Annotated in this window: 15 protein-coding genes and 1 CRISPR repeat array (1 of these 16 only partly in view); of the genes, 10 read left to right on the top strand and 5 right to left on the bottom strand. The window is 46.7% G+C overall.

Features of this window, described 5'->3' with window-relative positions; genetic code table 11:
- Positions 1 to 83 precede the first annotated feature (83 nt).
- Entirely contained in the window at positions 84 to 1,571 is a 1,488-nt protein-coding gene (gene pap / locus QUA74_RS19850) for a polyphosphate:AMP phosphotransferase (RefSeq protein ID WP_333332655.1), read from the top strand.
- Between the two features lie 272 nt (positions 1,572 to 1,843).
- Entirely contained in the window at positions 1,844 to 2,923 is a 1,080-nt protein-coding gene (locus QUA74_RS19845; RefSeq protein WP_333332652.1) for a YdcF family protein, read from the top strand.
- On the opposite strand, the gene QUA74_RS19840 is transcribed toward QUA74_RS19845, so the two are convergent.
- Positions 2,920 to 3,261, bottom strand: coding sequence for a hypothetical protein (locus QUA74_RS19840; protein ID WP_333332649.1), 342 nt, complete (start codon positions 3,259 to 3,261; stop codon positions 2,920 to 2,922). The two genes, QUA74_RS19845 and QUA74_RS19840, sit on opposite strands and share 4 nt — an antisense overlap.
- A gap of 449 nt (positions 3,262 to 3,710) precedes the next feature.
- Here QUA74_RS19840 and glsA point away from each other — a divergent pair, with 449 nt between their 5' ends.
- Complete coding sequence (gene glsA / locus QUA74_RS19835) at positions 3,711 to 4,637, top strand: glutaminase A (protein ID WP_333332646.1); 927 nt, start codon at positions 3,711 to 3,713, stop codon at positions 4,635 to 4,637.
- 276 nt (positions 4,638 to 4,913) lie between these two features.
- Here glsA and QUA74_RS19830 read toward each other — a convergent pair whose 3' ends face one another.
- Complete coding sequence (locus QUA74_RS19830) at positions 4,914 to 6,728, bottom strand: adenylate/guanylate cyclase domain-containing protein (RefSeq protein ID WP_333332643.1); 1,815 nt, start codon at positions 6,726 to 6,728, stop codon at positions 4,914 to 4,916.
- 568 nt (positions 6,729 to 7,296) lie between these two features.
- Positions 7,297 to 8,403, bottom strand: a complete 1,107-nt coding sequence (locus QUA74_RS19825) for a FecR family protein (protein WP_333332640.1) — start codon at positions 8,401 to 8,403, stop codon at positions 7,297 to 7,299.
- A gap of 669 nt (positions 8,404 to 9,072) precedes the next feature.
- On the opposite strand from QUA74_RS19825, the gene petP reads away from it, so the two are divergent.
- The 6 genes from petP to QUA74_RS19795 all read left to right on the top strand — a co-directional run bounded on the left by petP (position 9,073) and on the right by QUA74_RS19795 (position 15,190).
- Positions 9,073 to 9,273: a cytochrome b6f subunit PetP gene (petP, locus tag QUA74_RS19820; RefSeq protein ID WP_333332637.1), complete on the top strand. Its 201-nt coding sequence runs from the start codon at positions 9,073 to 9,075 to the stop codon at positions 9,271 to 9,273.
- A 185-nt stretch (positions 9,274 to 9,458) separates the two neighbouring features.
- Positions 9,459 to 10,553, top strand: coding sequence for a Get3/ArsA fold putative tail anchor-mediating ATPase NosAFP (locus QUA74_RS19815; RefSeq protein WP_333332634.1), 1,095 nt, complete (start codon positions 9,459 to 9,461; stop codon positions 10,551 to 10,553).
- Positions 10,554 to 10,901: 348 nt separating this feature from the next.
- Positions 10,902 to 13,478, top strand: a complete 2,577-nt coding sequence (locus QUA74_RS19810) for a tetratricopeptide repeat protein (protein ID WP_333332631.1) — start codon at positions 10,902 to 10,904, stop codon at positions 13,476 to 13,478.
- 2 nt (positions 13,479 to 13,480) lie between these two features.
- Positions 13,481 to 14,095, top strand: coding sequence for a CHAT domain-containing protein (locus tag QUA74_RS19805; RefSeq protein WP_333332628.1), 615 nt, complete (start codon positions 13,481 to 13,483; stop codon positions 14,093 to 14,095).
- A gap of 20 nt (positions 14,096 to 14,115) precedes the next feature.
- A complete protein-coding gene (locus tag QUA74_RS19800) occupies positions 14,116 to 14,796 on the top strand; it encodes a hypothetical protein (protein ID WP_333332626.1) in 681 nt (226 codons plus the stop codon).
- Positions 14,786 to 15,190 (top strand): HEPN domain-containing protein, encoded by a 405-nt coding sequence (locus QUA74_RS19795; protein WP_333332623.1) that lies wholly within the window; start codon positions 14,786 to 14,788, stop codon positions 15,188 to 15,190. The genes QUA74_RS19800 and QUA74_RS19795 overlap by 11 nt, the downstream gene beginning before the upstream one ends.
- Positions 15,191 to 15,283: 93 nt before the next feature.
- On the opposite strand, the gene QUA74_RS19790 is transcribed toward QUA74_RS19795, so the two are convergent.
- Positions 15,284 to 17,344, bottom strand: coding sequence for an elongation factor G (locus QUA74_RS19790; RefSeq protein ID WP_333332687.1), 2,061 nt, complete (start codon positions 17,342 to 17,344; stop codon positions 15,284 to 15,286).
- A gap of 297 nt (positions 17,345 to 17,641) precedes the next feature.
- Positions 17,642 to 19,546 (bottom strand): heavy metal translocating P-type ATPase, encoded by a 1,905-nt coding sequence (locus tag QUA74_RS19785; protein WP_333332620.1) that lies wholly within the window; start codon positions 19,544 to 19,546, stop codon positions 17,642 to 17,644.
- Between the two features lie 749 nt (positions 19,547 to 20,295).
- On the opposite strand from QUA74_RS19785, the gene QUA74_RS19780 reads away from it, so the two are divergent.
- The gene (locus tag QUA74_RS19780; RefSeq protein ID WP_333332617.1) at positions 20,296 to 21,396 is read left to right on the top strand and encodes a precorrin-8X methylmutase; all 1,101 of its coding nucleotides are present in this window, start codon (positions 20,296 to 20,298) and stop codon (positions 21,394 to 21,396) included.
- Positions 21,397 to 21,488: 92 nt separating this feature from the next.
- Positions 21,489 to 22,465: a CRISPR direct-repeat array (repeat unit 37 nt; unit sequence GTTTCAATCCCTGATAGGGAGTTAGGTTAATTGCGGC); it runs 2,847 nt beyond the window's last position.

Below are 22,465 nucleotides of genomic sequence, written 5' to 3'. Positions count from 1 at the left end.
TTTTTCCCGGAGTTGAGGATTTAATTTTATCCTAACGTTAAACTAACGTTAAACTGTTTTTTACAGATTAATATGAGGTAAATATGCTCGACAACCTCGATATAGATATTTCCCTGGATAAAGAAACCTATGATGCCAAGATAGAAATTTTAATGCAACAGTTGCGATCGCTCCAACTGGCCTGCAGGGAAAAAAAATTGCCCGCAATTATCGTGCTCGAAGGCTGGGCAGCCGCCGGCAAAGGCGCGCTGGTAAAAAAAATGGTGGGGTACATGGACCCGCGCGGGTTTGCCGTCCATCCGATTTGGCCGCCGTCAGATGCAGAAATGGGCTATCCTTTCCTGTGGCGGTTTTGGCAGAAACTCCCCGCCCGCGGCAAAATTGGTTTTTTTTACCACAGTTGGTACACTCATCTTTTAGAAGATCGGTTGTTCGATCGAGTCTCCGACGCAGAAGTACCGACAGCCATCCGGCAAATCAACGCCTTCGAGCGGCAGATGGTAGATGACGGCGCCGCAATTGCCAAATTTTGGATTCACCTCAGCAAAAAAGAACTCAAGCATCGGCTCAAAAAACTAGAAGACGACACCTTACAAGCTTGGCGAGTGCGGCCCGAAGATTGGAAACAAGCCAAAAAATACGAAGAATACACAACTTTTGCCGAAGAAATGGTAGCCCAAACCGGCACGGGCCCCGCACCTTGGACGCTAGTAGAAGGCGATTGTCAACGGTGGGCGAGAGTCAAAGTTTTAACGCAAATGGCAGCGACAATTACAGAAGCCTTAGACAGACTGCCGATGCAATCTGCACCTGTGAAATTGCCACCTCAAGAAAGGTTGCAACCCACCGAACCCGACTTGCTGGCCCAAGTAGATTTAACTCAATCGCTGTCGCCCGACGAATACAAACAGCAACTTCGCGAAGAACAAACCCGTTTTGGGAAACTCCAACAAAGCATCTACGAAGAGGAAATCCCCGTGTTAGTGATGTTTGAAGGTTGGGACGCTGCCGGTAAAGGAGGAGCAATCAAACGCTTGACGGACATATTAGACCCCCGCAGTTATATCGTTAATGCCTTTGGGGCCCCGACAGACGAAGAAAAAGCGCATCACTACCTCTGGCGGTTCTGGCGACGGCTGCCAACGGCTGGTAAAATCAGCATTTGCGATCGTAGTTGGTATGGTAGAGTTCTGGTCGAGCGAGTCGAAGGATTTGCCGGCGAACCCGAATGGCGCCGAGCTTATCAGGAAATCAACGAATTTGAGGAGCAACTCACCAGTTTCGGTTGTGTCTTAGTTAAATTCTGGCTGCACATCAGTCCTGACGAGCAACTAAAGCGGTTTACAGAGCGACAAAACAATTCATTTAAACAATACAAACTCACCGACGAAGATTGGCGGAATCGGGAAAAGTGGAATTATTATGAAGTGGCGGTGAATCAAATGATTCAGCGCACCAGCACACCGGCTGCTCCCTGGACGCTAATTGCGGCCGATAACAAGTATTATGCTCGTGTTAAAGTAATTCAAACGGTAACGCAGGCAATTCGGAATCAACTGAAGCGCCGATAAATTGGGATTGGTGAATGGGTAACAGGTAATGGCGAAAAAAAGCAGGCAGGAGAAAGCAGAGTTGAATTGCCAATTTCACCTGCGGCGTGCTCGATTCATTACCAATTATCAATCAACCATTACCAGTTATCAATTACCAATTAACTGTCAGCAATCTGTGACTGGAAGTAGCGGGCTTGCAGCCTGCAACCAATAGTTGATAGCTGATCGGAAGCGAGCATCAGGATAAATGCGATCGGACTGCGTTATTCGCGAAAGTTAAAAACCCACCGATGCCCGTATTTCCTACCGCAGTTAAATTAGCGCTCGTTTCCAAAACTTCTGTACTAATTTATGAAGACACAGAATATTGCAAGATGCCAGAACTGTTAGCTCGCATTCTATTTCTATTCCTCCTGTTCTCACTGCTCAGATCGTGGTGGGAGCAATCAGGGGGCAAAGACAATCCATTATTAGATCGGCTGCGCGTTTTGCTGCTGATCAGCCTTTTGATTCTAGCTTTTTTTGCGCCAGACACCCCGGTCGGAGCAGCGATTTTCGGCCTAATAGCCTTCTTCTTTAAGCCGCTGGGTTTTTCAATCACGCTGCTGGTGATTGCATCGGCGCTGATCACGAACGGGGGCATCCGCAACCCAGCGCCGAGAATGATCCTGGCAGCGTTGCTAGTTTTGATCCTTTCGAGTATGCCAGTTGTCGCTTATTGGTTCGCTGAGCAAGCAGAACGGGACGCTGCCGCGGCTGTCCGCACAGTTTGCTGCGACGAAACCGCAGCGGCGATCGTCCTGCTGGGCAAGGGAACCACTCAGCCTCACATCCCCAACCGAGTGGCAATTCAACTAACAGATACAGGCAATCGCTTGCCCTATGCTGCCGTTTTGTACAGAAAACAACTGGCACCTATGGTCATCGTTACCGCTGGTCCGAGGCCCGAGTTGGAGGGTTATGTTGGCGAAGCTAAGGATATCGAGACTTTGCTGGCAAACAACATGGGCGTGCCGCGCAGCAGTATCGTTCTCGACGATAACGGCAGCAACATACGCACCAGCGCTGAAGAGGTGAGAAAAATACTCGACAGCCGTGGCGCCCCGCGCAAAGTAATCCTGGTAACATCTGCGATTCAGATGCGCCGTGCCAGCCTCGCTTTTGCGAATATGGGAATCCAGGTGATTCCTAGGGCTACCGACTTCTACACTTTTCAACCCACCTCACGAGGGAAATCCAATAGACTCCGCTTAGACGCGGGAGATTTTTTGCCTAGTGCAGAAGCTTTGGTAACTACGACGCGAGTATTCGATGAATATTTCGGGTCTTTCTATTACTATTTGCGTGGCTGGCAGGCTCCCAGAGCTTAAAGTGGCAAGTTGCTGGTGTTTTTCTTAGGCAACAGCGACTGCTCCCCAGATTGGTTTAAAATCTGATGAGAATGAGACCTTTGTGGGGAGCTGTATTTTCTCATTCCGGCGGGGTCGCCGACAATCAAGTTTGCCATGACTGCAAACAATACCCAAAAGATAACTGGCTCCCACTTGGATTTTTGGGGCGGTGCTTCTGGGGTTGTGACAGATTCAACGTTGACTTTGATATCTAGTTTGCCTTCAATTTCTTTGCCTTTGAGAACTCCCTCCTTGCACACACCCTTAAAAATCATTGGAGCGGGCTTTGGTGCTTCTGCTTTCGCTTCATCTGCCATTTTTTTATCCTGGTTTGGGTAGATCCGGTTGGATAGTACATTCTTAAAGGTTCGGGGGTTTTCCGGACAGGATTTTGCGAACTCTGAAAGAATTAAGTTAAATATGCACCCCGCCCCTTACTGGGGCTTAAACATAAGAATCTGAAGGCATTTCAAGCTAGGGCTTGTTTGTTTTGGCTAGCAGCGTTGCCTTGAAGCTGCTACTTATATATCGGGGTGAAGGGGAGATTTTTATGCAAAGTACAGGTTTTTTATGAAAAATTTATTTGCTCCCGGCGGGTCGAAACGTCAATAGCCTGAAGTTCGAGCTTGGTTTATCTCCCCGAACAAACCCAATTTCTTCCCGCAGCGGGTCCAAGTGATGCAATTCGGTTAATAAACCGGGTTTCCGGCTCAACATCGCGCCAGGAATGTCAATCTAAAATTTCAAATGAGCGAAATAATCGAGAGTGCAAATATCCACAAGCAAATTATCTTGCCTGCAACCCGAACAACTGCAAGTTTGGGCAAAAGAGGCAATAAATCGCAGTAAATCCGGTCAAATCCCTACCTACATACCTCTCCTTGCGCGAGCAGACAGACAAAGGTTTGCCGTGCAAATGCGGGCAATTGACGGTCAAATTTTGAGTTGGGGTAGTATTGCTCAAACATTCCCGCTGATGAGTGTAATCAAGCCCTTCGTGCTGCTTTATTTGCTGTGCGAATTGGGCGAAAAAGCGGTATTTGACTGCGTTGGCTGCGAGCCTTCGGAACTGCCTTTCAATTCTTTAACTCAACTCGAAATAGACCAAGGGAAGCCTAGAAATCCGATGATTAATAGCGGGGCGATCGCCCTAGCGTCTTTGATGCCCGGTCAAAATGCTGTGGCGCGCTGTCAAAACTTGCGAACTTGGCTGAATCAACAGGCAAACAGTCAGTTATTTGTTGACGAGTTAATGCTCGATTCAGTGAAAAAAAAAACGAATCAAAATAATTGGAATCTCGCCTTAAAAATGGTAGAATCGGGTTATATTCAAAATGCGGAAATTGCTTTAGAAACCTACAATCGCGTCTGCTGTTTGTCGGGAACTGTGGAGGATTTAGCTAAGCTGGGGATGGTTTTGGTAAATAGTGGCGATCGAGCAATGGGGGAAAACTGCCGTACTGTCAAAGCACTGATGGCCACTTGCGGTTTGTATGAAGCATCGGGCGGCTTTGCGCTGCGGGTGGGACTGCCGGCCAAATCGGGAGTTAGCGGGGCAATGCTCTCGGTAATTCCGGGTCAAGGTGCGATCGGCTTTTACAGTCCGCCCTTGGATAAAGACGGAAATTCGGTCGGCGGCTTATTTCTGTTAGAACAAATAGCTAAAACTCTGCGACTAAGCGTGTTTGATTAGATTGGTCAATCGATTTTAGATTTTAGATTTTAGATTTTAGATTAAAGAATTGAAGCATTGACCCCACGGATAAATTCGGCGGCTTGTTTATCGGATACAGGTTTTTTATTTCTCCACGGATGAATCCGGGGGCTTGTATCCTGGATGCTTTCGGTCAGTTGTCAGTAGTCATTAGGAATGTCTAATGGGCAATTGGGAATCTCTAATGAGCAATTGGGAAAAAGGTAATTTTCCCTACTGACAACTGACAACTGACAACTGACAACTGACAACTGACTAATGCTTTTCACCCAAAATAGCATAAACCACAGTCTCTTGTCTTTTGCCGCGCAATTGAATTGATCCTACTTTTTGGCCTTCGTAGCGATCGCGCACGTAAGCAAAAGTCCTCCCCGTCACCAACAAATTAAAAGGACTGTCAGAAACAATTTCCTTATTCATAGCCTCCAATCTAGCAGCAACGTTGACAGCATCGCCGATCACAGAATAATTCAAACGCCGGGAACCGCCGACGCTGCCAGCAACTAACTGTCCGGTATGCAAACCAATGCCAAACTTAATTAAAGGTTTGCGGTCAATTCTAAGCTGCTGGTTAATTTCGTGCAGCTTTTCGTGCATCGCAATGCAAGCCGCAACTGCATTCAAAGCATCTTGTTGAATTTGTCGATATTCGGTATGGCAAAAAGGCACCCCAAAAACTGCCATAATTGCATCACCGATGTATTTATCTACAACGCCGCCGTGATCCATAATACAGTTGGTCATCGCTTCCAAATAATTGTTCAACCAGGTGAGCAAATCCCGCGGCCGCATTTTTTCGGAAATCGAAGTAAAACTACGAATATCCATAAACAGCACCGTTGCTGTAAGTTCTTGAGGTTCGAGTTCTCCCTGTTCAAATATCTCAGCTTTGCGTTCCCAAATAAGCTGAGCTGTCTCCGGAGCGACGTGCTTTTCAAATAACCTCATCAACTGCTGCTTTTCGTGCTGTTCCCGCAGTTGCAAAGCAGTGCCAGATAAAATGAGGGTGCCGATGGGTGCGGCAATCGGAACCCACCAAAAAAAGAAGCCAAATAGCAAAGCAGCAGCCACAATCCAAACAAGAGGCAAACCGAGAGCGATCGCAATTCTCTCTTTAACACCTCGCTTGCACAGAACCAAAGCGGTAAGCGGGCCAATCCCCAACAATAACAAAATTTCTACCAGTACCGGCAGGCGCTGCAGCAAGCGTTGATTGAGCAAATTGTCAACCAACGCTGCATATAAATAAACCCCAGCCGTAGTCTTGTTGAGAGGTGAAGATATGGGGTCGAAACCCGTAGCAACTATGCCCACTAAAACTAACTTATTGGTCAGAGCGTCTGCGGGAATTCTACCTTCTACGACATCAACAAAAGCATAGGTAGATAGATTTTCTGTTTTCCCCGGCCAGTTAATCCAAACTTTTTTTTCCTGCTTATTTTTTGACTGTGGAAGCAATACTGGATCTTGGGGATTAGCAGCATTGTACCTGTGAGTCATTGCTAAACCGAAATTAGGAATCCCCTTGAGAAAGATTTTTGACTCGCGGGTAATACCGTCGCTATCGGCTTCTTGCCCGATGTGGCCGACACCTGCGGCGGCTGCTTTTAAAGATGCTATGGGTTCTTCTTTGATGGTTCTAGGGAGTACAACTTTGCCGTTGGCGGCAATTGCTGCGGCTAAAATATCATCTTTCGGACTTGGATCGAGGAAAAGAATGTCAAAACCAACTGCTGTAGGGGGAGATTTTTTCAGTGCTTCTAGCAGTTGGGCGTAGCGGTTGCGGGGCCAAGGAAATTGACCGTATTCTTGCAAGGAATGCGGTTCGATCGCAATTACTACAATTCTCTGATCCCATCCCGGATTTGGAAAAATTCCCGATTCTCGAATTTGAAATAGCGTTTTGTATCCCAAATATTCAAGGGGTTTCCACATTCCCACTTGCATCATGGCGACAGACATTATACCTACTACTGCCCCTGTCATCCAGGGAGGGTTTGTAGCTATATATTGCCGCAGGCCGAGCAGTTGATTTTGTTTGAGATTACCAATCCATTCTTTGAACTTCATGCAATTATTTTGACGGAATCATTGACATTCGAGTCCGACCTTGGAGAGGAGTTATATCAATCCTTGGAGGAGTCGTAAATTTTTTACCCCACCCCCACCCTCCCCTTATCAAGGGGAGGGAGTAATAAATTCACACATGATGGGAGGATTGCTATATATCAATTCCGGTTGCACTCCTGTTGATTGTTAACTGTTAACTGTTGACTCTTGACTCGGTATCGAAAAACTGAATGGTTGAGTGTTAACTGTTGACTCGATTTTATTATTCCGATGCAACCGGAACGCATATTAGAGTTATGAAGTCTTACAATACCGTAATGGCGAAAGGTTAACGCCAAGTTTCTTTATTTTGACTAATTTGTTGGGCATCTAAATTATTTTTGTAGGCTGGCGGGACACCTCACAATAATTGCATTAAACTTGACTTTAAGATTTAGACGCGGCTGGGCTTACGAAGTTTCACCGCGAAATGCTTCGCCCCTACACGAAATAATCAACTCAAATAAAACTTACGATCTAACTCAGATCCTCAGAGATTGGCCGCGCCATTTGCTCTGAGAGAGGTTGTTTAGGGAACGGCGAGGCTGTAGTGCCGTTCTGTGACTGACGGCCCTCGCACTACGATTTGGAGGCGGCGGCTTGGAGGTAAAATTCCTTGGATTTTGAAGTTGCCATTTCGATCGCTCTTAATCTCTTCGTTGTTGACATAAACTGTGTCGATCGGGTTAATTTGACCGCTGAGGCGATAGATATTGCCGCTAAATCTCAACAACCTGCGGACTTTAAGTTGAGCTAGGCGAGGGCTGGCGGAGGGCGCCACGGGCGAGGTTAGAGGGAAAATAGTCGTGGCGTTACCGCTGTTGACAACTACTTCCGAGTCGGTGTTGCCGGATACTACGACTGCACCTTCAATCGTTTCGACTGCGGTTTTGCCTCCGGCGACGCTGACGCCAAAGGAGGTGCCGCGGACTCCGGCAACGCCTTCTGGGGTTTCAACCCTGACTGGGGCGGTTTTGGCAGAACTTTTTTGTTGGGCAATTTGACTGGATTTGCCGAGTCCGCTGAAGGTATTGAGGGCGACTATTTGGTTCGGCGGGATAATTGTTGAGGTGTTGGCTGCGGGAGTTGTCGCAGCATTTCTGCCGATCGACAACCTGACTCGCCCCCTGCTGACAAAAATCGCTGTGTCTTTTTCGCCACCTGCACTGCTTGACAAACTGGATATCCTGACTGCGGTTTTTTCGGAAACTTCCACCACGCCGATGTTGTTGTCGATGCCTAAACGGGCTGTGGAATTGGGGCCGGTGATGATTTCGTCTCCGGGGGCGAGTAGCCGATCGCCCACGACCGCTGGCCGCCCTTTAAAGCTGACTGTACCGCGAATTTCTTCTATTTCGAGCGATCGTCCCGTCGCTGTTCCCTGAGCCTTTATCGTCTCTGCTGGGGATGAATTCGCTGCCACTGTTGCCGGATTTTTTGGAGATTTTGAGTCGGTTGGCAATGCTGGCACTCCATCTACCGAGATAATTTTAGTAGCGATCGACGGCTGTTTGGGGGATGGAGAGAGCGGACTGGCGATCGTCGCACGACCAAGCTGCAGACTGGCGAACACAGCCAAGGACAAACTTAGGAGCGGAATTTGGGTCGATCGCCCACAGGTAAAAATTTTATTCATAATTTCAATTTTGTCATATTGAAGTTTCTAGACTTCCTTTCCTGTATCACACACCCTAAATCCGGCAATCGTTCCATTTTTTATGCCGTAACACAGCAGCAAAAATAAACTTTATCAGCCTGAAAGTTTAGCATTAAAACTTATTTTTTTGGTCAGATTTTAGTAAACTGTTACAACATGGCACTTTACTAAAATCTGACCTTCGCGAAATTTGGCAAACCAGACTCAAAGGCTTTTACAGCATGAAATTTCGCCGTTGTCAACGTCAGAGAGGGCAGATTTATATATAGCAAACATAAAATTAATTACTGCTTTTGAATGTCTTTTGGCTTCTGCCTGAAGGATGACTAATTGGGGAGAAATCCTGTAGTTGTGGCAATTAATAAAAAACTTATTTTTGCGACTCAATAAAAAATAATTATCTAAGTGGTGAACAGCCTCTGCCAGTGGAGCTTGCCGCTGTGGAACATTATGAAGCAAACCCAAGCGAATCAGGGTAGACGATCGACAAACTCCGACTAGAATACCGTTTTTTAGGGAAAGTTAGGGGAAATTTCGATGGAAAATCCTAGGGAGCGATCGACGGAGGGTGTTGCTGTTCCGAAGTAGACGCCAAACTGTAAAATAAACGGTTGTATATAGGTTATATAGAGCAGGAGAATAATTTCCGTGGCAATAGAAGTAGGTCAGAGAGTGAAGGTGCGCCGTCTCAGAGATCGGATACCTCCAAATATAGTGGGCAAGATAAAGCAGAATCCCGTAGGCACTGTTGACGGATTTAGAATGGTTGACGGTAGCGGAGTAGGCGTGGTTGTCAAGTTTGACGGTTTTTCGACTTGGTTCTTTGAAGATGAGCTAGAACCCGTTTAGCAGATGTTGAAGGAAGAAGGAAGAAGGAAGAAGGAAGAAGGAAGAGGAAAAATTTTCCCAATTCTTCCCCTCTCCGACTCTCCCACTCTCCCACTATCCTCTTCCTCCACTCTCCCCCCTCCCCCACTCTGGCTGAAGGTTGCGCTTAAATGTTAAAGAGTAAGCTTTGGCAGTGAGAACAGAAAATGGCTTTGATTTTGACATTTTTGGGCAAAGGCGGCACTGGCCGCAGTACGATCGCGATCGCAACAGCTAAAAAATACGCGGCTCAAGGCAAGCGAGTTCTGCTGCTCGGCCAAGATCCGGGCCCTGCATTGGGCATTCTGCTAGGGACTCCCCTGACTCTCAGCCCCCAGGAAATCGCCCCCAACCTCAAAGCAGTTCAGGTGCAAAGCGCGCCGCTGCTAGAACGCAGGTGGGACGAAATTAAACAACTAGAAGCTCAATATGTCCGTACTCCGTTTTTCAAGGAGATTTACGGTCAAGAATTAGGAGTGTTACCGGGAATGGACAGCGCGCTGGCGTTGAACGAACTTCGGGAATACGACGACAGCAAACAATACGATGTAATTGTTTATGACGGCAATGGCGGCATGGATACGCTGCGGATGCTGGGAATGCCGGAAATTCTGAGTTGGTACATCCGCAGGTTCCGTCAAGTTTTGGTAGATTCGGATTTGGTGAAAGCGCTTTCACCTTTTATTCAACCGGTTGTCAGTACCGTGTTGACTGTGGATTTGTCGGGAGACAATGCTTTTCAATCTACTAAGCAAGTCGATAATCTTTTGGATAAGGGTAAGGAAACGCTGGCAGATCCCAACCGCACGGCGGCTTTTTTGGTGACGACTGGGGATGCAAGTGCGATCGCAACTGCCCGCTATCTTTGGGGAAGTTCTCAACAAGTTGGCTTGACTGTGGGCGGTGTCATTGTTAATCAAGCATCGGTTACAGAAGCTATTACTGCGGAGTTTGATCCTTTGACGGCTGTTTCGGTTCCGGCGCACAGTGACAATAATTGGCAGCCGCTAATTGATGCTTTGCCCGATTTTTCTCAGGCCGCAAAAGCTCCTCAACCCATTAACATAAACATTGCACAGCGTCTAGTTAGTTTGTTTTTGCCTGGGTTTGACAAGAAAGAAATTAAATTGATTCAATCGGGGCCGGAAGTGACGATCGAAGCGGGCGATCAGCGGCGCAATATTTTGCTGCCTCCGGCGCTAACTGGGAAGTCTGTTACTGGTGCTAAGTTCCAAAACGGTTACTTGATTATTTCTTTTTAGGGTAAGGAAGAAGATATTTTGTAGTAAGGACTTTAGCAGAGGTAGGGACACGGCAATGCCGTGTCCCTACGGCACGAGTATCATGTCTCGTTGATTCGCGATCGTATAATTTGTGCGATCGTAGGGGCGGGTTTTAGCAACCATAATCGCCTGAAAAAAACAATCTCAAAAACCCGCCCAACCCAACAAACAATCGAAATGTACATTCCGATTGACCGTGGGTGGGGGCGGGTTTTTATAGATCGTGGGTCATCGTTATATATTATTCGTAAAACCCGCCCCTACCGCAACGTACATTCAACCTCAAAATCTGCTACAATCTCCAGCAACATCTCACCCACCCAGCCAATGTTCCGACAAATTTGGCAACGCATCCTCAACCTGTGGCGGCAAATTCAGCGACATTTCCGCAAACCAGCACCCCCACCGCCAAAGCCAACTCCGATTCGCACTTTTGGGGAATACGAACAGAAATTTTTGCAACTGTTAGAGGGTGTTGAACAAGGCTGGAGTCGGGGCGATATTAAAGGCTTTTTAATCAGCAGCAAAATCAATGATGCTGAGTGGGAAAACTGGCTGCAAGAATTTGGAGAAAGGTTGCTGGTATCCCCGGAAACGAATTTAGAATTGGGTGGGCGAATGGTGCGGCTGGGTGAAATGAATTGCGGGAAAATTAGTGAGGTGGCTGGCAATATCGGCAGGGAAGTGTTGGCTGGGGAGAGTTTGAATCGGAAGGATGAGGAAGGGCGATCGGTTATAAGTGAAAATATTGTTACTCGATTGTTGGCTGGGGAAAGTTTGAGTGTTTCTTCTACAGATAATTCATCAGATGCTAACCAACCCTACTCAATCTCGCAGTCAGAACTCATAGCAAGAGGAATCAGTCAAGAGGCTCTAGAATTATATAAGCAAGGAGTCGATCGCTATTATGCAGGAGATTTAGGAGGGGCGATCGCAGCCTTCGAGAAGGCCTTAGAAATTAACCCCGAAGACTACGATGCCTGGAACGGGCGGGGCATTACCCTAAATGGTTTAGGCCGCAACAGTGAGGCGATTATAGCCTTGGAGAAAGCCTTAGAAATTAACCCCAATTTCCACATAGCCTGGAACAACCTGGGCCTTACCCTAAATGATTTGGGTCGCCAAAGTGAGGCGCTCACAGCCTTCGAGACAGCCTTAAAAATTGATCCCAAATTCCAGATGGCCTGGAACGGGCTAGGCAATGTTCTAAGAGATTTGGGTCGCCAAAGTGAGGCGCTCACAGCCTTCGAGACAGCCTTAGAAATTGACCCCAAATTCCACTTTGCCTGGAACGGGCTGGGCGTTACCCTAAATGATTTGGGTCACCAAAGTGAGGCGCTCGCAGCCTTCGAGACAGCCTTAGAAATTGACCCCAAATTCCACTTTGCCTGGAACGGGCTGGGCACTACCCTAAATGATCTAGGTCGCTACAGTGAGGCGCTCGCAGCCTTGGAGACGGCCTTAGAAATTGACCCCAAATTCCCCTTGGCCTGGAACAATCTGGGCAATGCCCTAAAAGGTTTGGCCCGCAATATAGAGGCGCTCGCAGCCTTCGAGACAGCCTTAGAAATTACAGGCAATCAATTCTGGCAAGCTTGGGCGAATCGAGGTTCGGCATTTTTCAACTCCGGGCGCTACCATAAAGCCATTCAAAACTGGGATGAAGGCTTACAGAAATATCTCCCCAGCAACCGCGACTATCGCCTCGCTGGTGGCATATTGAACTACCAAAAAGGCAAGGCACACTACAAACACGGCAAACAAACAGCCACTTATTTTGAATCTTTCCACAAAGCCAAAGCCAGCTACGAACAAGCCCGCGAATTCTTGAAATCACCCCTGATCCCAGAAACTTATTTAGAAGTATTGCAAGACTTAATTACCGTCTGCCGCAGCTTGGGAGATCCCAAAACCAACGAGTACCTTACCGAAGCTACTACCGTCTTAGAAAATTTAATTTTAGACAATGAAACTCATCCCGAAATAAAATTGCGACTCAAGCGCAAATTTGCCGAACTTTACCAGTTAGAAGTCGATACCCTCATTCAGTCGGGCGACAAGGTAAAAGCACTGGAAAAAGCCGAAGCCAGGAAAAACTTTTGCCTGCAATGGATGCGCGCAGGTTGGCAAAACCGTACCGAAAGCCCGACTTATCCGCAAATCCGAGACTTACTGGCAAACAACACCGAAACTGCGATTATTTACTGGCATCTCAGCCCAGTTTCCCTGACTGCTTTTATCATTACCCTAGAAAAGTTTGAAGTTATTTCCACACCTCTGTGCGACTTATTCCCAAAGGATAACAGTCTGAGTTTAGAAAAATGGCTAAAAAACTGGAAAACCAACTATCAAAATTACGGCAAAACTACCAGCAAACAGCAAAGCAAAGAATCCCTTCCCTGGCGCGAGTCAATGACAGCGCAATTGCAACAACTCGCTGACATCCTCAAAATTCCCGAAATTTGTACGCACCTCACCAATATCCAACACTTAATTTTAATTCCCCACCGCGACTTGCACCTGTTGCCACTGCAAATTTTATTCTCCGATAATCTTTTCACTATCACTTATCTGCCCAGCATCCAAGTTGGGATAGACAGACTAGACAGAAAACCCTCACCTTCAATGTCTCTGCTGTTGGTAGAAAGCCCCGATCCATTACTTTTTGCGGAAATAGAAGCCCCGGCGATCGCGAATTTTTACCTTAACTGCTGCAATACCATTCCCAGTTCAAAAGCTACCACCGATCGTCTTAAAGAAGCTCTGCAACAACCTGCTGACATATTAGACCTCTTGCAAAAAAAATATGTGTTATCCTTAAAAGTTTGCTCAAATTTAGGTCAAACTTTGAATTATTGGGTTGATGGGCATCTCCTTAAACTTGCCCAGCCTGCTAGATTATAAAATTGGCTAAACTTTCTATAATAGCACAAAATTATTTTGCAAGAGGTCTATTCCATTTTACAGGTCATGCTTACCACAACACAAAAAAGCCGTCCGAGTCAGCGCTAATCCTGAAAAACAAACAGCCTCTAACTTCAGAAGAAATCGCCAAATCCGATTTGAAAAGCTATTATCTAGTCGGCCTTTCTGCTTGCGAAACTGGCATAACAGGAAAAGACGAACTGATAGATGAATTTGTCGGTTTAGCCAGCAGTTTTTTAGCGGCGGGTGCTGTTTACGCCCTCAGCACTCTCTGGATAGTTGATGAGATATCTAGTGCTTTAATCATGATTCGATTCTATCAAATTCTCAACGAACAGCGTTGCCAAAATAAGTTGCATCCGGCACTAGCCCTCAAAGAATCGCAAAAATGGCTCCGAACTATTACCTACAGCAAACTATCCGACTGGTATCTCGAATTGGCTAAAGTAACGTACAATTCCGGTTGCAGTGAAAATTTGAGAGACGAAGCTAACCTAATTCGCAGAAATGATGCTAAAATGGAGTCTGATGAACCGCCTTATTCCGCTCTCTATCACTGGGCAGGTTTCACGATTACTGGTAAAGTTAATCCCTAACTTCCCAACCATCGACTATTATGAAAGCAACAGATATTATTCGGCTACAAGCCATTGGGGCTACTTTAGCTCAACTAGATTCATCTATTCAACTTGGCGAGTTGGAAGATAGTATCATAAGTTCTGCGATATTAGCTTTTGAAAAATTAGCCGGACAAAACACTACTATCAACGAAATTTACACAAGAGAACGCCTCGACTTAAAAGAGCAGTACCAAGCAAAATCAAAAGACAAACGCTACCAGCCGACAAGTGACAGCATTTACAGCACTGACGCTGGAAACTTAAGCCCTTCCTTTCCTCAGCCACAAGGAGAAGCGGAAAATTCCTCTGAAATAGCTACAGCCTTTGACAATTTAATTGCATCATTTAATCAAATCAAAAGCCTGTACGCGGTTGAAAACCCCGTAGAAAGTTTTAAAATCATCATCGAGCAAGAAGCGATCGCACTTTTGATTTTAGAAGCTCATTCTAAGATTAGAGAACTATTTCCTACGGAAAGATTAGGGTTAGAAGTGAAAACCGATCCAGAAATTGCCAATTGGCGATCGCTGTGGATTGCTATCTACACTAAACTCGAAGTAGAGGAAGCTTTTGCAAAGTTAAACATCCTTGATGATAGTTGGTGGCTCGAAGCTAAAATAGCTGCCCCCAAAAATGATTTACATATTAGCCTTGAATGGGAGTCAAATGAGATTTGATTGGTCGGAATATTTGAATTTAGCTCAAGAGTTAGCTGCCACGAATAGTGACAGTTCAGCTAACAGAGAAGCCAAGTTGCGCTCGGCGATAAGTAGAGCCTACTATTCGACATTTTGCCTAGCGCGAAATTACTTGCGCGACATTGAAAAAGACCCAAGACTTTTTCGTAAGAATCGCGATATCAACGAACATCAATATGTAGCCCAAGAATTTATCTACCACCCACATAAAATGAAAAATATGGCCAAAATAGGTGAAAATTTAAGCACATTGAGAGGCATTAGGAATAAAGCTGATTATGAAGATACTATGTTTAACTTACAAAAAGAAGCGAAAACTGCCTTAATGCTAGCTCAGAATATTATTTCAGCGTTAAGCAACTTAACTGAATAATCCGACCAAGGGGAATCGATCGCAATAAACTTTAATGGCAACTCCTGCAAAAACCCGGTTTATTGAAGAAACCGGGTTTTTTAAGACAATTACCTAACTTTTACCGTTACCGTTTCCATTGCCGCCAGTCGTTAGCAAAACCCGCTTAGCTAAAGGTTCCGGCACTTCTTGCAATCGATCAAACTCCCAATTAAAAAATCCGACTCCCATTGTCTGCGATCGCAATTCTACGATCAAATTCTGCATTTCTGCGATCGGCAAATAAGCAGAAACTGCATCCCATCCCTTCCAGTCTTTTTTACCTTCGTAGCCCAGAATTTGGCCGCGGTGTCCGCTGACCAACTGCAACACCTTTGATGTACACTCGTTCGGAGCGCAAATTTCAACTTTGGCGATCGGCTCCAGCAATGCCGGTTCGCACTTCGCCATTCCCTCCTGCATCGCCAAACGCGCCGCTTGCTTGAAAGCTTGTTCGGAACTGTCCACAGAATGGTAGGAACCGTTCGTCAGCGTCACCGCTACGTCTACCACGGGGAAACCCAGCGGGCCGCGATCCAAATACTCGCGCACTCCCACTTCCACGCCGGGAATGTACTGTTTTGGGACGACTCCGCCGACTATTTTGTCGGTGAAATTGAAACCTTCTCCGCGAGGCTGCGGTTGAATGTCGAGATACACGTCGCCAAACTGTCCGTGCCCGCCGCTTTGGTGTTTGTAGCGCCCGTGGATGGAAGATGCTGGTTTGCGGATGGTTTCTTTGTAAGGCACTTGCGGTAAGTGAGTTACCATCGGCAAATTATACTTGCGACGCAACCTGTCTAAAGCTACTTTCAGGTGGATTTCGCCTTGACCCCAAAGTATAATTTCGTGAGTGTCGCCGTGCTGTTCCCAGACTAAAGATGGGTCTTCTTCTAGCAATTTAGCTAAAGCGGAGCTCAGCTTAACTTCATCGTTGCGCTTTTCTGGGACGATCGCCAGTGCGTAGACAGGCGGGATAATTTCGGCTTTTGGCAATAATTCCTCCGAACCCAGCACATCGCCTGTTTTCAAGCCTTCTAGCCTTCCCACAGCCACAATTTCTCCGGCGCTGACGGATTGCAAACTTTGCGTTTGCTGGCCGGTTAAGCGGTACAAACCGTTAACTCGAACGCCGTTCAAATTTGCTCCGTCTGCCAGCGTCCCCCGCCACATTCTCACTAACGATAGTTTGCCTCCCTGCGGCGTGTAATAGGTTTTGAGGATTTGAGCCAGAACTTTGTTTTCACTTTGTATAATGCCGCGGCGATCGGCTGTGGTTTCCGGTGTCGGCGCTTCCCTCAGCAAAGCTTCCAGCAGAGGCCGCACGCCGAAATCTTGTTCGGCGATGCCGATGAATACTGGCACAATTAAATCTGCGCCTAATTCCATCTTTAAATCGCGGGTAATTTCTTCGGCGTCGGGATTGATTTCTTCGAGCAATTCTTCGAGTAAATGGTCGTCAAAATTCGCCAATTCTTCGAGCATTTGCTGCCGCGCTGCGCTTTCTTGTGCTTTGAGGTGTTCTGGAAGCGGGACGGGATCTGCGGCGGCGCCCGGATGGTAGTGGTAAGCTTGTTCGGTTACTAAGTCGATAAAACCGATGATTTGTTCGTTTTTGCCGATCGGATATTGGTGAGGTACGATCGGTCTACTGGAAACGGATTTGAGCGCGTCGATTACCTCGGTGAAGTTGGTGCCACAAGTAGTTTCGTCTGTGTAAGCTCGATCAATCTTGTTGATGAAAACTAAGTGGGGAATTTCCCAATCGTCGAGGAATTTAAACAGGGGTGCGAGGGTTAAAGTGCGATCGGCAACGGGTTCGCAAACAATTATCGCCGCATCCACACCAATCAGCGCATTGTAAGTTTCTTGGGCAAATTCTACCGAACCCGGACAGTCTAGAAATGTGAAGCGGACGCCTTGATATTCAGCGGTGGCGGCGTTTACTTCTACGCTCATTTGGCGATCGCGTGCTTCCGGCGAACTATCACCTATTGTGTTACCCTCTTTGACATTTCCTTTGCGGGTAATTGTCCCTGTCACCGAAAGCAAACTTTCCAGCAGTGCGGTTTTACCGCTTAAATAAGGGCCAACAATTGCAACGTTTCGCGTGGCCCCAATGACATTTTCGTTCATATTGCCTCCAACAGAAAAATTGTTTTCCATTGCTCTTGGTGCAATCAGTTCTCTACCATTTTCTAGACTTTTTCTAGGTTAATTTTTATTGCATTTTCGAGCAACTTCAGGTTTTGGTATGATTTAATACTTTTGACCCTAGCGTGTTTTGAGTAACAAAACACAAATTGTAGTTTTTCTTAATATTTGGAATTTTTAACCGCAGAGAACGCAGAGAACGCAGAGGAAGAGAAGAGAGAGACTAATAATTCTGATGAAGAGCGGATTTGATATCACTCTTCCTCTGTCTCGATTTGTCTAATTTCTGAGGAGTCGCAAACCGCTTAATGTGACTATTACTGTAGACCCTTCATGACCGATGACGCCGAAAGGCATGGTGATATTTCCGAAAAAATTAGCTGCCAATAATAGGACAATGCAACTGAGTGCAAAAATAATGTTTTGTTTGACAACATTTTGAGCGCGGCGGCCTAAACTAATTGCTTTAGCTAGTTGCTCTAACTTATCTGCCATTAATACGATATCAGCAGTTTCTAAAGCAACATCGCTGCCGGAAATTCCCATCGCAATGCCCACGGAAGCTTGAGCGAGGGCGGGGGCGTCGTTGATGCCGTCTCCCACCATTGCTACAGTTTGATACTGGGTTTGCAGTTGTTTAATTGCCTGCACTTTGTCTTCGGGCAACAGTTCGGCGTACACTTCATTGATGCCTAATTTACGGGCGATGTGTTGAGCTGTTTGCTCGTTGTCGCCGGTTAGCATAATTATATGTTCTACGCCTAATTTTTGCAAGCGTTTTACCGTTGCTGCTGCTTCGGGGCGGAGGGTATCTGCTACTGCAATGATTCCCAAAAGCTGATCGCCTTTTGCCACCCAAACAACTGTTTTACCTTCGGCTTGCAACTGCTGGCTGATTTGAGTCAATTCGGAAGTTGCTTCGACAAATTCGGCTTTACCAATGGCAATGATTTGATTGTTGACTTTGCCGACAATTCCTTGACCGATTTTTGCTTGTACATCGGTAGCGCTTGACAATTGTAACTGTTGTTGCTGGGCGGCGCGGACAATTGAGGAGGCGATCGCGTGTTCGGAATGAGCTTCGAGGGCTGCCGCTAATTGCAGAACTTCTGTTTCATTATATCCGGCTGCTGGTACAATTTGGATAACTTCAGGTTTTCCCGTGGTGAGAGTTCCGGTTTTGTCAAAGGCGATCGCCCTTACTTTACCAATCATCTCTAATTGCGCGCCGCTTTTAAACAAAATCCCCTGTCTCGCCCCATTAGCAATTCCCGAAAGCAGCGCCGGCATAATCGCAGCCATCAGCGCGCAGGGGGAGGCGACTACTAAGAAAATCAGCGCCCGATAGATTGTCTCTTCCCAATTCCAGCCCAAAACAAAGGGCGGCAAAGTTGCCAGCAGCAAGCCTAAACAGACAATTAATTTGGCATAACCGCGCTCGAATTTTTCCACAAACATTTGAGAAGACGGCGCTGCTGTTTGTGCTTCTTGAACCAGCCGAATCACTCGCTGAATCAAGCTGCTTTCTGGAGTTTTATGCACTTCGAGTTTCAGCGCGCCGACACCGTTGATTGTACCTGCATAGACTTCATCGCCGCTGGTTTTTTCCACGGGCATGGATTCGCCGGTAATTGAGGCTTGATCGATCGCACTGTAGCCTTCAATAATTATCGCATCTGTGGGGATGATTTCTCCGGGCTTGACTAAAATGCGATCGCCAATTTCCAATTTGTCGATCGCAACTTCCCGTTCCCCGCCGTACATTACCACCCTAGCAGTATCCGCAGTCAAACTCATCAAACTGCGGATGCTGCGTTCAGTCCGCTGCATAGCATAACCTTCCAGCGCGCCGCTAATTGCAAAGATTAAAATCAACACCGCACCGTCAACAATTAAATGATATTCTTGCCGCCATAGCCCCAAACCGGCCGCGCCCAAAGCAGCGACAATCATTAACAAATCTACATCTAATTCGCGTTCTTGAAAAAGCGTAGTTAAGCCTTCGCGGGTACTGGAATAGCCGCCGATAACATAAGCCGCGGGTAAGATTAACACGGCTACACCCAGCCAGCCGAATTGCAGGGCTAGGGAACCCAAGATTACGAGAATTCCGCACAGGGTGGCAGTCACAGCATCTGGATGTTCTTCGGCGAGGCGAGAAATGGGGAGGGAATTGGGAGTCATTGGGGAAATTTGATTTGGTAGAATGACTCCTGTAGCTTAAACCTTGACATTAGTGTCAATGTCAAGAGTGAAACCAAAATAAATCCAGCATCAACTCGCCCCTCGTTGAGTCCCAGAGTCCGACAGTCCGACAGGGAATGAATTCCATGTCTCATAGCGCAAGTCCTCTGAAAGAGGACTGAAGAGAGTTGAGAATTGAATTTAATGTTTTAGTCGGTTTTAACCGACTTCTGCTATGAGACGGGGATTTCAATCGCCGGCGGACTCTGGGTGAATCCGAAAGCCAAATATACAATCCCAAATTGCCAAAATTTAATGCAATAAGAATAGTTGAGTCCCAGAGTCCGACAGGGATTGAAATCCCTGTGTCATAGCGCAAGTCCTCTGAAAGAGGACTGAAGAGAGTTGAGAGTTGAATTTAATGTTTCAGTCGGTTTTAACCGACTTCTGCTATGAGACGGGGATTTCAATCGCCGGCGGACTCTGGGTGAATTCTAGAACCAAATATACAATCCCAAAATCTCAAAATCCCATGCAATAAGAATAGTTGAGTCCGACAGTCCGACAGGGAATGAATTCCCTGTCTCATAGCGCAAGTCCTCTGAAAGAGGACTGAAGATAGCTGAGAATTCAATTTAATATTTCAGTCGGTTAAAACCGACTTCTGCTATGAGACGGGGAATTCATTCCCCGGCGGACTCTGAGGGAATCAGAAAGCCAAATATATAATCCCAAAATCCAAAAATTCAATGCAAGAATACCTGACAATCAAACAACTTACAGAAGCGGTAAAAGGCACAATTACCCCTCGGATGGTGCGACATTATCACGCTTTGGGGCTGCTATCTCCGGCGGTACGATCGACCTCTAACTACAGATTGTACACCCGCAGCGATGTGCAAAGGCTGCAAAGAATAGTCGCACTCAAGCAGCAAGGCTTTCAACTGTCTCACATCCGCAAACTGTTAGAAACAGACGCGGATGCTTCCCCAGACGCGCTGATGGCGACTCTGCAACGGCAATATCTGTCGGTTATTCAGCAAATTGTTCGCCTCAGAGAAACGGCATCAGCGCTGGAAGGATTGCTGGGGCGGGATATTTCCTGTCAAGCGCTGCAAGCCGACGCATTGGCGCAATTAAGGCTGTTGCAGGCGGAAACTGAGGGGGGGTTGGATGAGTTGGAACAACTTTGGGAGGGTTGGGATGCGGGGGCGCACACTCACCCGGAGGATTTTGGGGAGTCGTTGCAGCTTTTGTTGCCGGATTTGCCCGATCGCTCGGAAATTGAGGTAGACTTGCTTTCAAAACTGGTGTTAGCTTGCGGAGATTCTTCGCTGCTGCCGTTTGTGAAGTTGAGCGCAACGGCGATTAAATCGGCGCGGCAAGCTTTGAAAAATCAGTGTCAAATTGTGGCTGATGTGCCGCCTGTTTTTGCGGCTTTGGATCGGACAAGATTGGCGCATTTAGGAACAAGTATTGAAACTTTAATTGATGACCCGCACATCAATGCTGCGGCGGAAGCGGAACAGGAATTCTGGCGGCAGGGTGAGTGGTTTGAAAAGTTGTTGAAACTGCAAAAGGGATGTATATTGGTGATAGGATATGCGCCGTCTGTGCTGATGGCGGTTTGCGAGGCGATCGAGGGTGGGCAACTGCAACCGGCTTTGGTAGTTGGAATGCCGATCGGTTTTAGTCATTCTCCGGTGGCGAAACGTCGGTTAGTGCGATCGGGCGTTGCTTATATTACGACTGTGGGAACTTTTGGCGGCGGGTTGTTGGCGGCGGTTGCTTTGAATGCTTTGGTTGAGTCTTTGATTGAAAAGCCGAATTGTCATTGTCATCTTAAGTGAAGATGGGATTTAGGTTGGTTGTGGCGAAGAAGGAGTCAGGAGAAGAATACCTTCTTTCCTCCTGTATCCTCCTCTGGTGAATACTTCCGAAAGTTTCAATCCCTGATAGGGAGTTAGGTTAATTGCGGCCCCTGATGTGCCTTTCTAGTGGTAGAATTTAGTCAGTTGTTTCAATCCCTGATAGGGAGTTAGGTTAATTGCGGCGCGTGATATCAGGTTTTACTATGTATCTGGCGTAGTTTCAATCCCTGATAGGGAGTTAGGTTAATTGCGGCCTAGAATATCCCGGCGTGATTATCAGGTTAATGTTTGTTTCAATCCCTGATAGGGAGTTAGGTTAATTGCGGCGCTTAAGTGCGATCGTGCGTCGCAGGTTCCGGGATAGGTTTCAATCCCTGATAGGGAGTTAGGTTAATTGCGGCAGCGGCGGCAATTGGTGCGGGTTTGGCTGCTAAAGTTTCAATCCCTGATAGGGAGTTAGGTTAATTGCGGCTTGCTATAGTAGATGAAACGCCTGACACAGGCAATAGTTTCAATCCCTGATAGGGAGTTAGGTTAATTGCGGCTTAGAATATAGGGGACGAATTAGCTTTTGCAATGCCCAAGTTTCAATCCCTGATAGGGAGTTAGGTTAATTGCGGCTTAGGTAGTCAATGCGGCGGTTGCCTTGCCCAAAAGCCGCGTTTCAATCCCTGATAGGGAGTTAGGTTAATTGCGGCCTCTTTTGCCTTTACTTAAATTAAGTAAAGCTCCTCGTTTCAATCCCTGATAGGGAGTTAGGTTAATTGCGGCCTGAGTTATATCAATCAAATCAAAAGATTCTCTGCGTTTCAATCCCTGATAGGGAGTTAGGTTAATTGCGGCTAAACATCCTAATGATTCGCAACATCAAGGCAAGTTTCAATCCCTGATAGGGAGTTAGGTTAATTGCGGCCGATCGCACAGCCCTGGGGAGATTTAAAAATCAAATAGTTTCAATCCCTGATAGGGAGTTAGGTTAATTGCGGCGTAAAGTCCGATAGCGTCTACACCTTTATCCCGTTTCAATCCCTGATAGGGAGTTAGGTTA

The organism is Microcoleus sp. LAD1_D3 (assembly GCF_036702135.1).
Lineage (GTDB): Bacteria > Cyanobacteriota > Cyanobacteriia > Cyanobacteriales > Microcoleaceae > Microcoleus.
The sequence above is the reverse complement of the archived record's forward strand: the minus strand, read 5'-3'. Positions and strand labels throughout refer to the sequence as shown.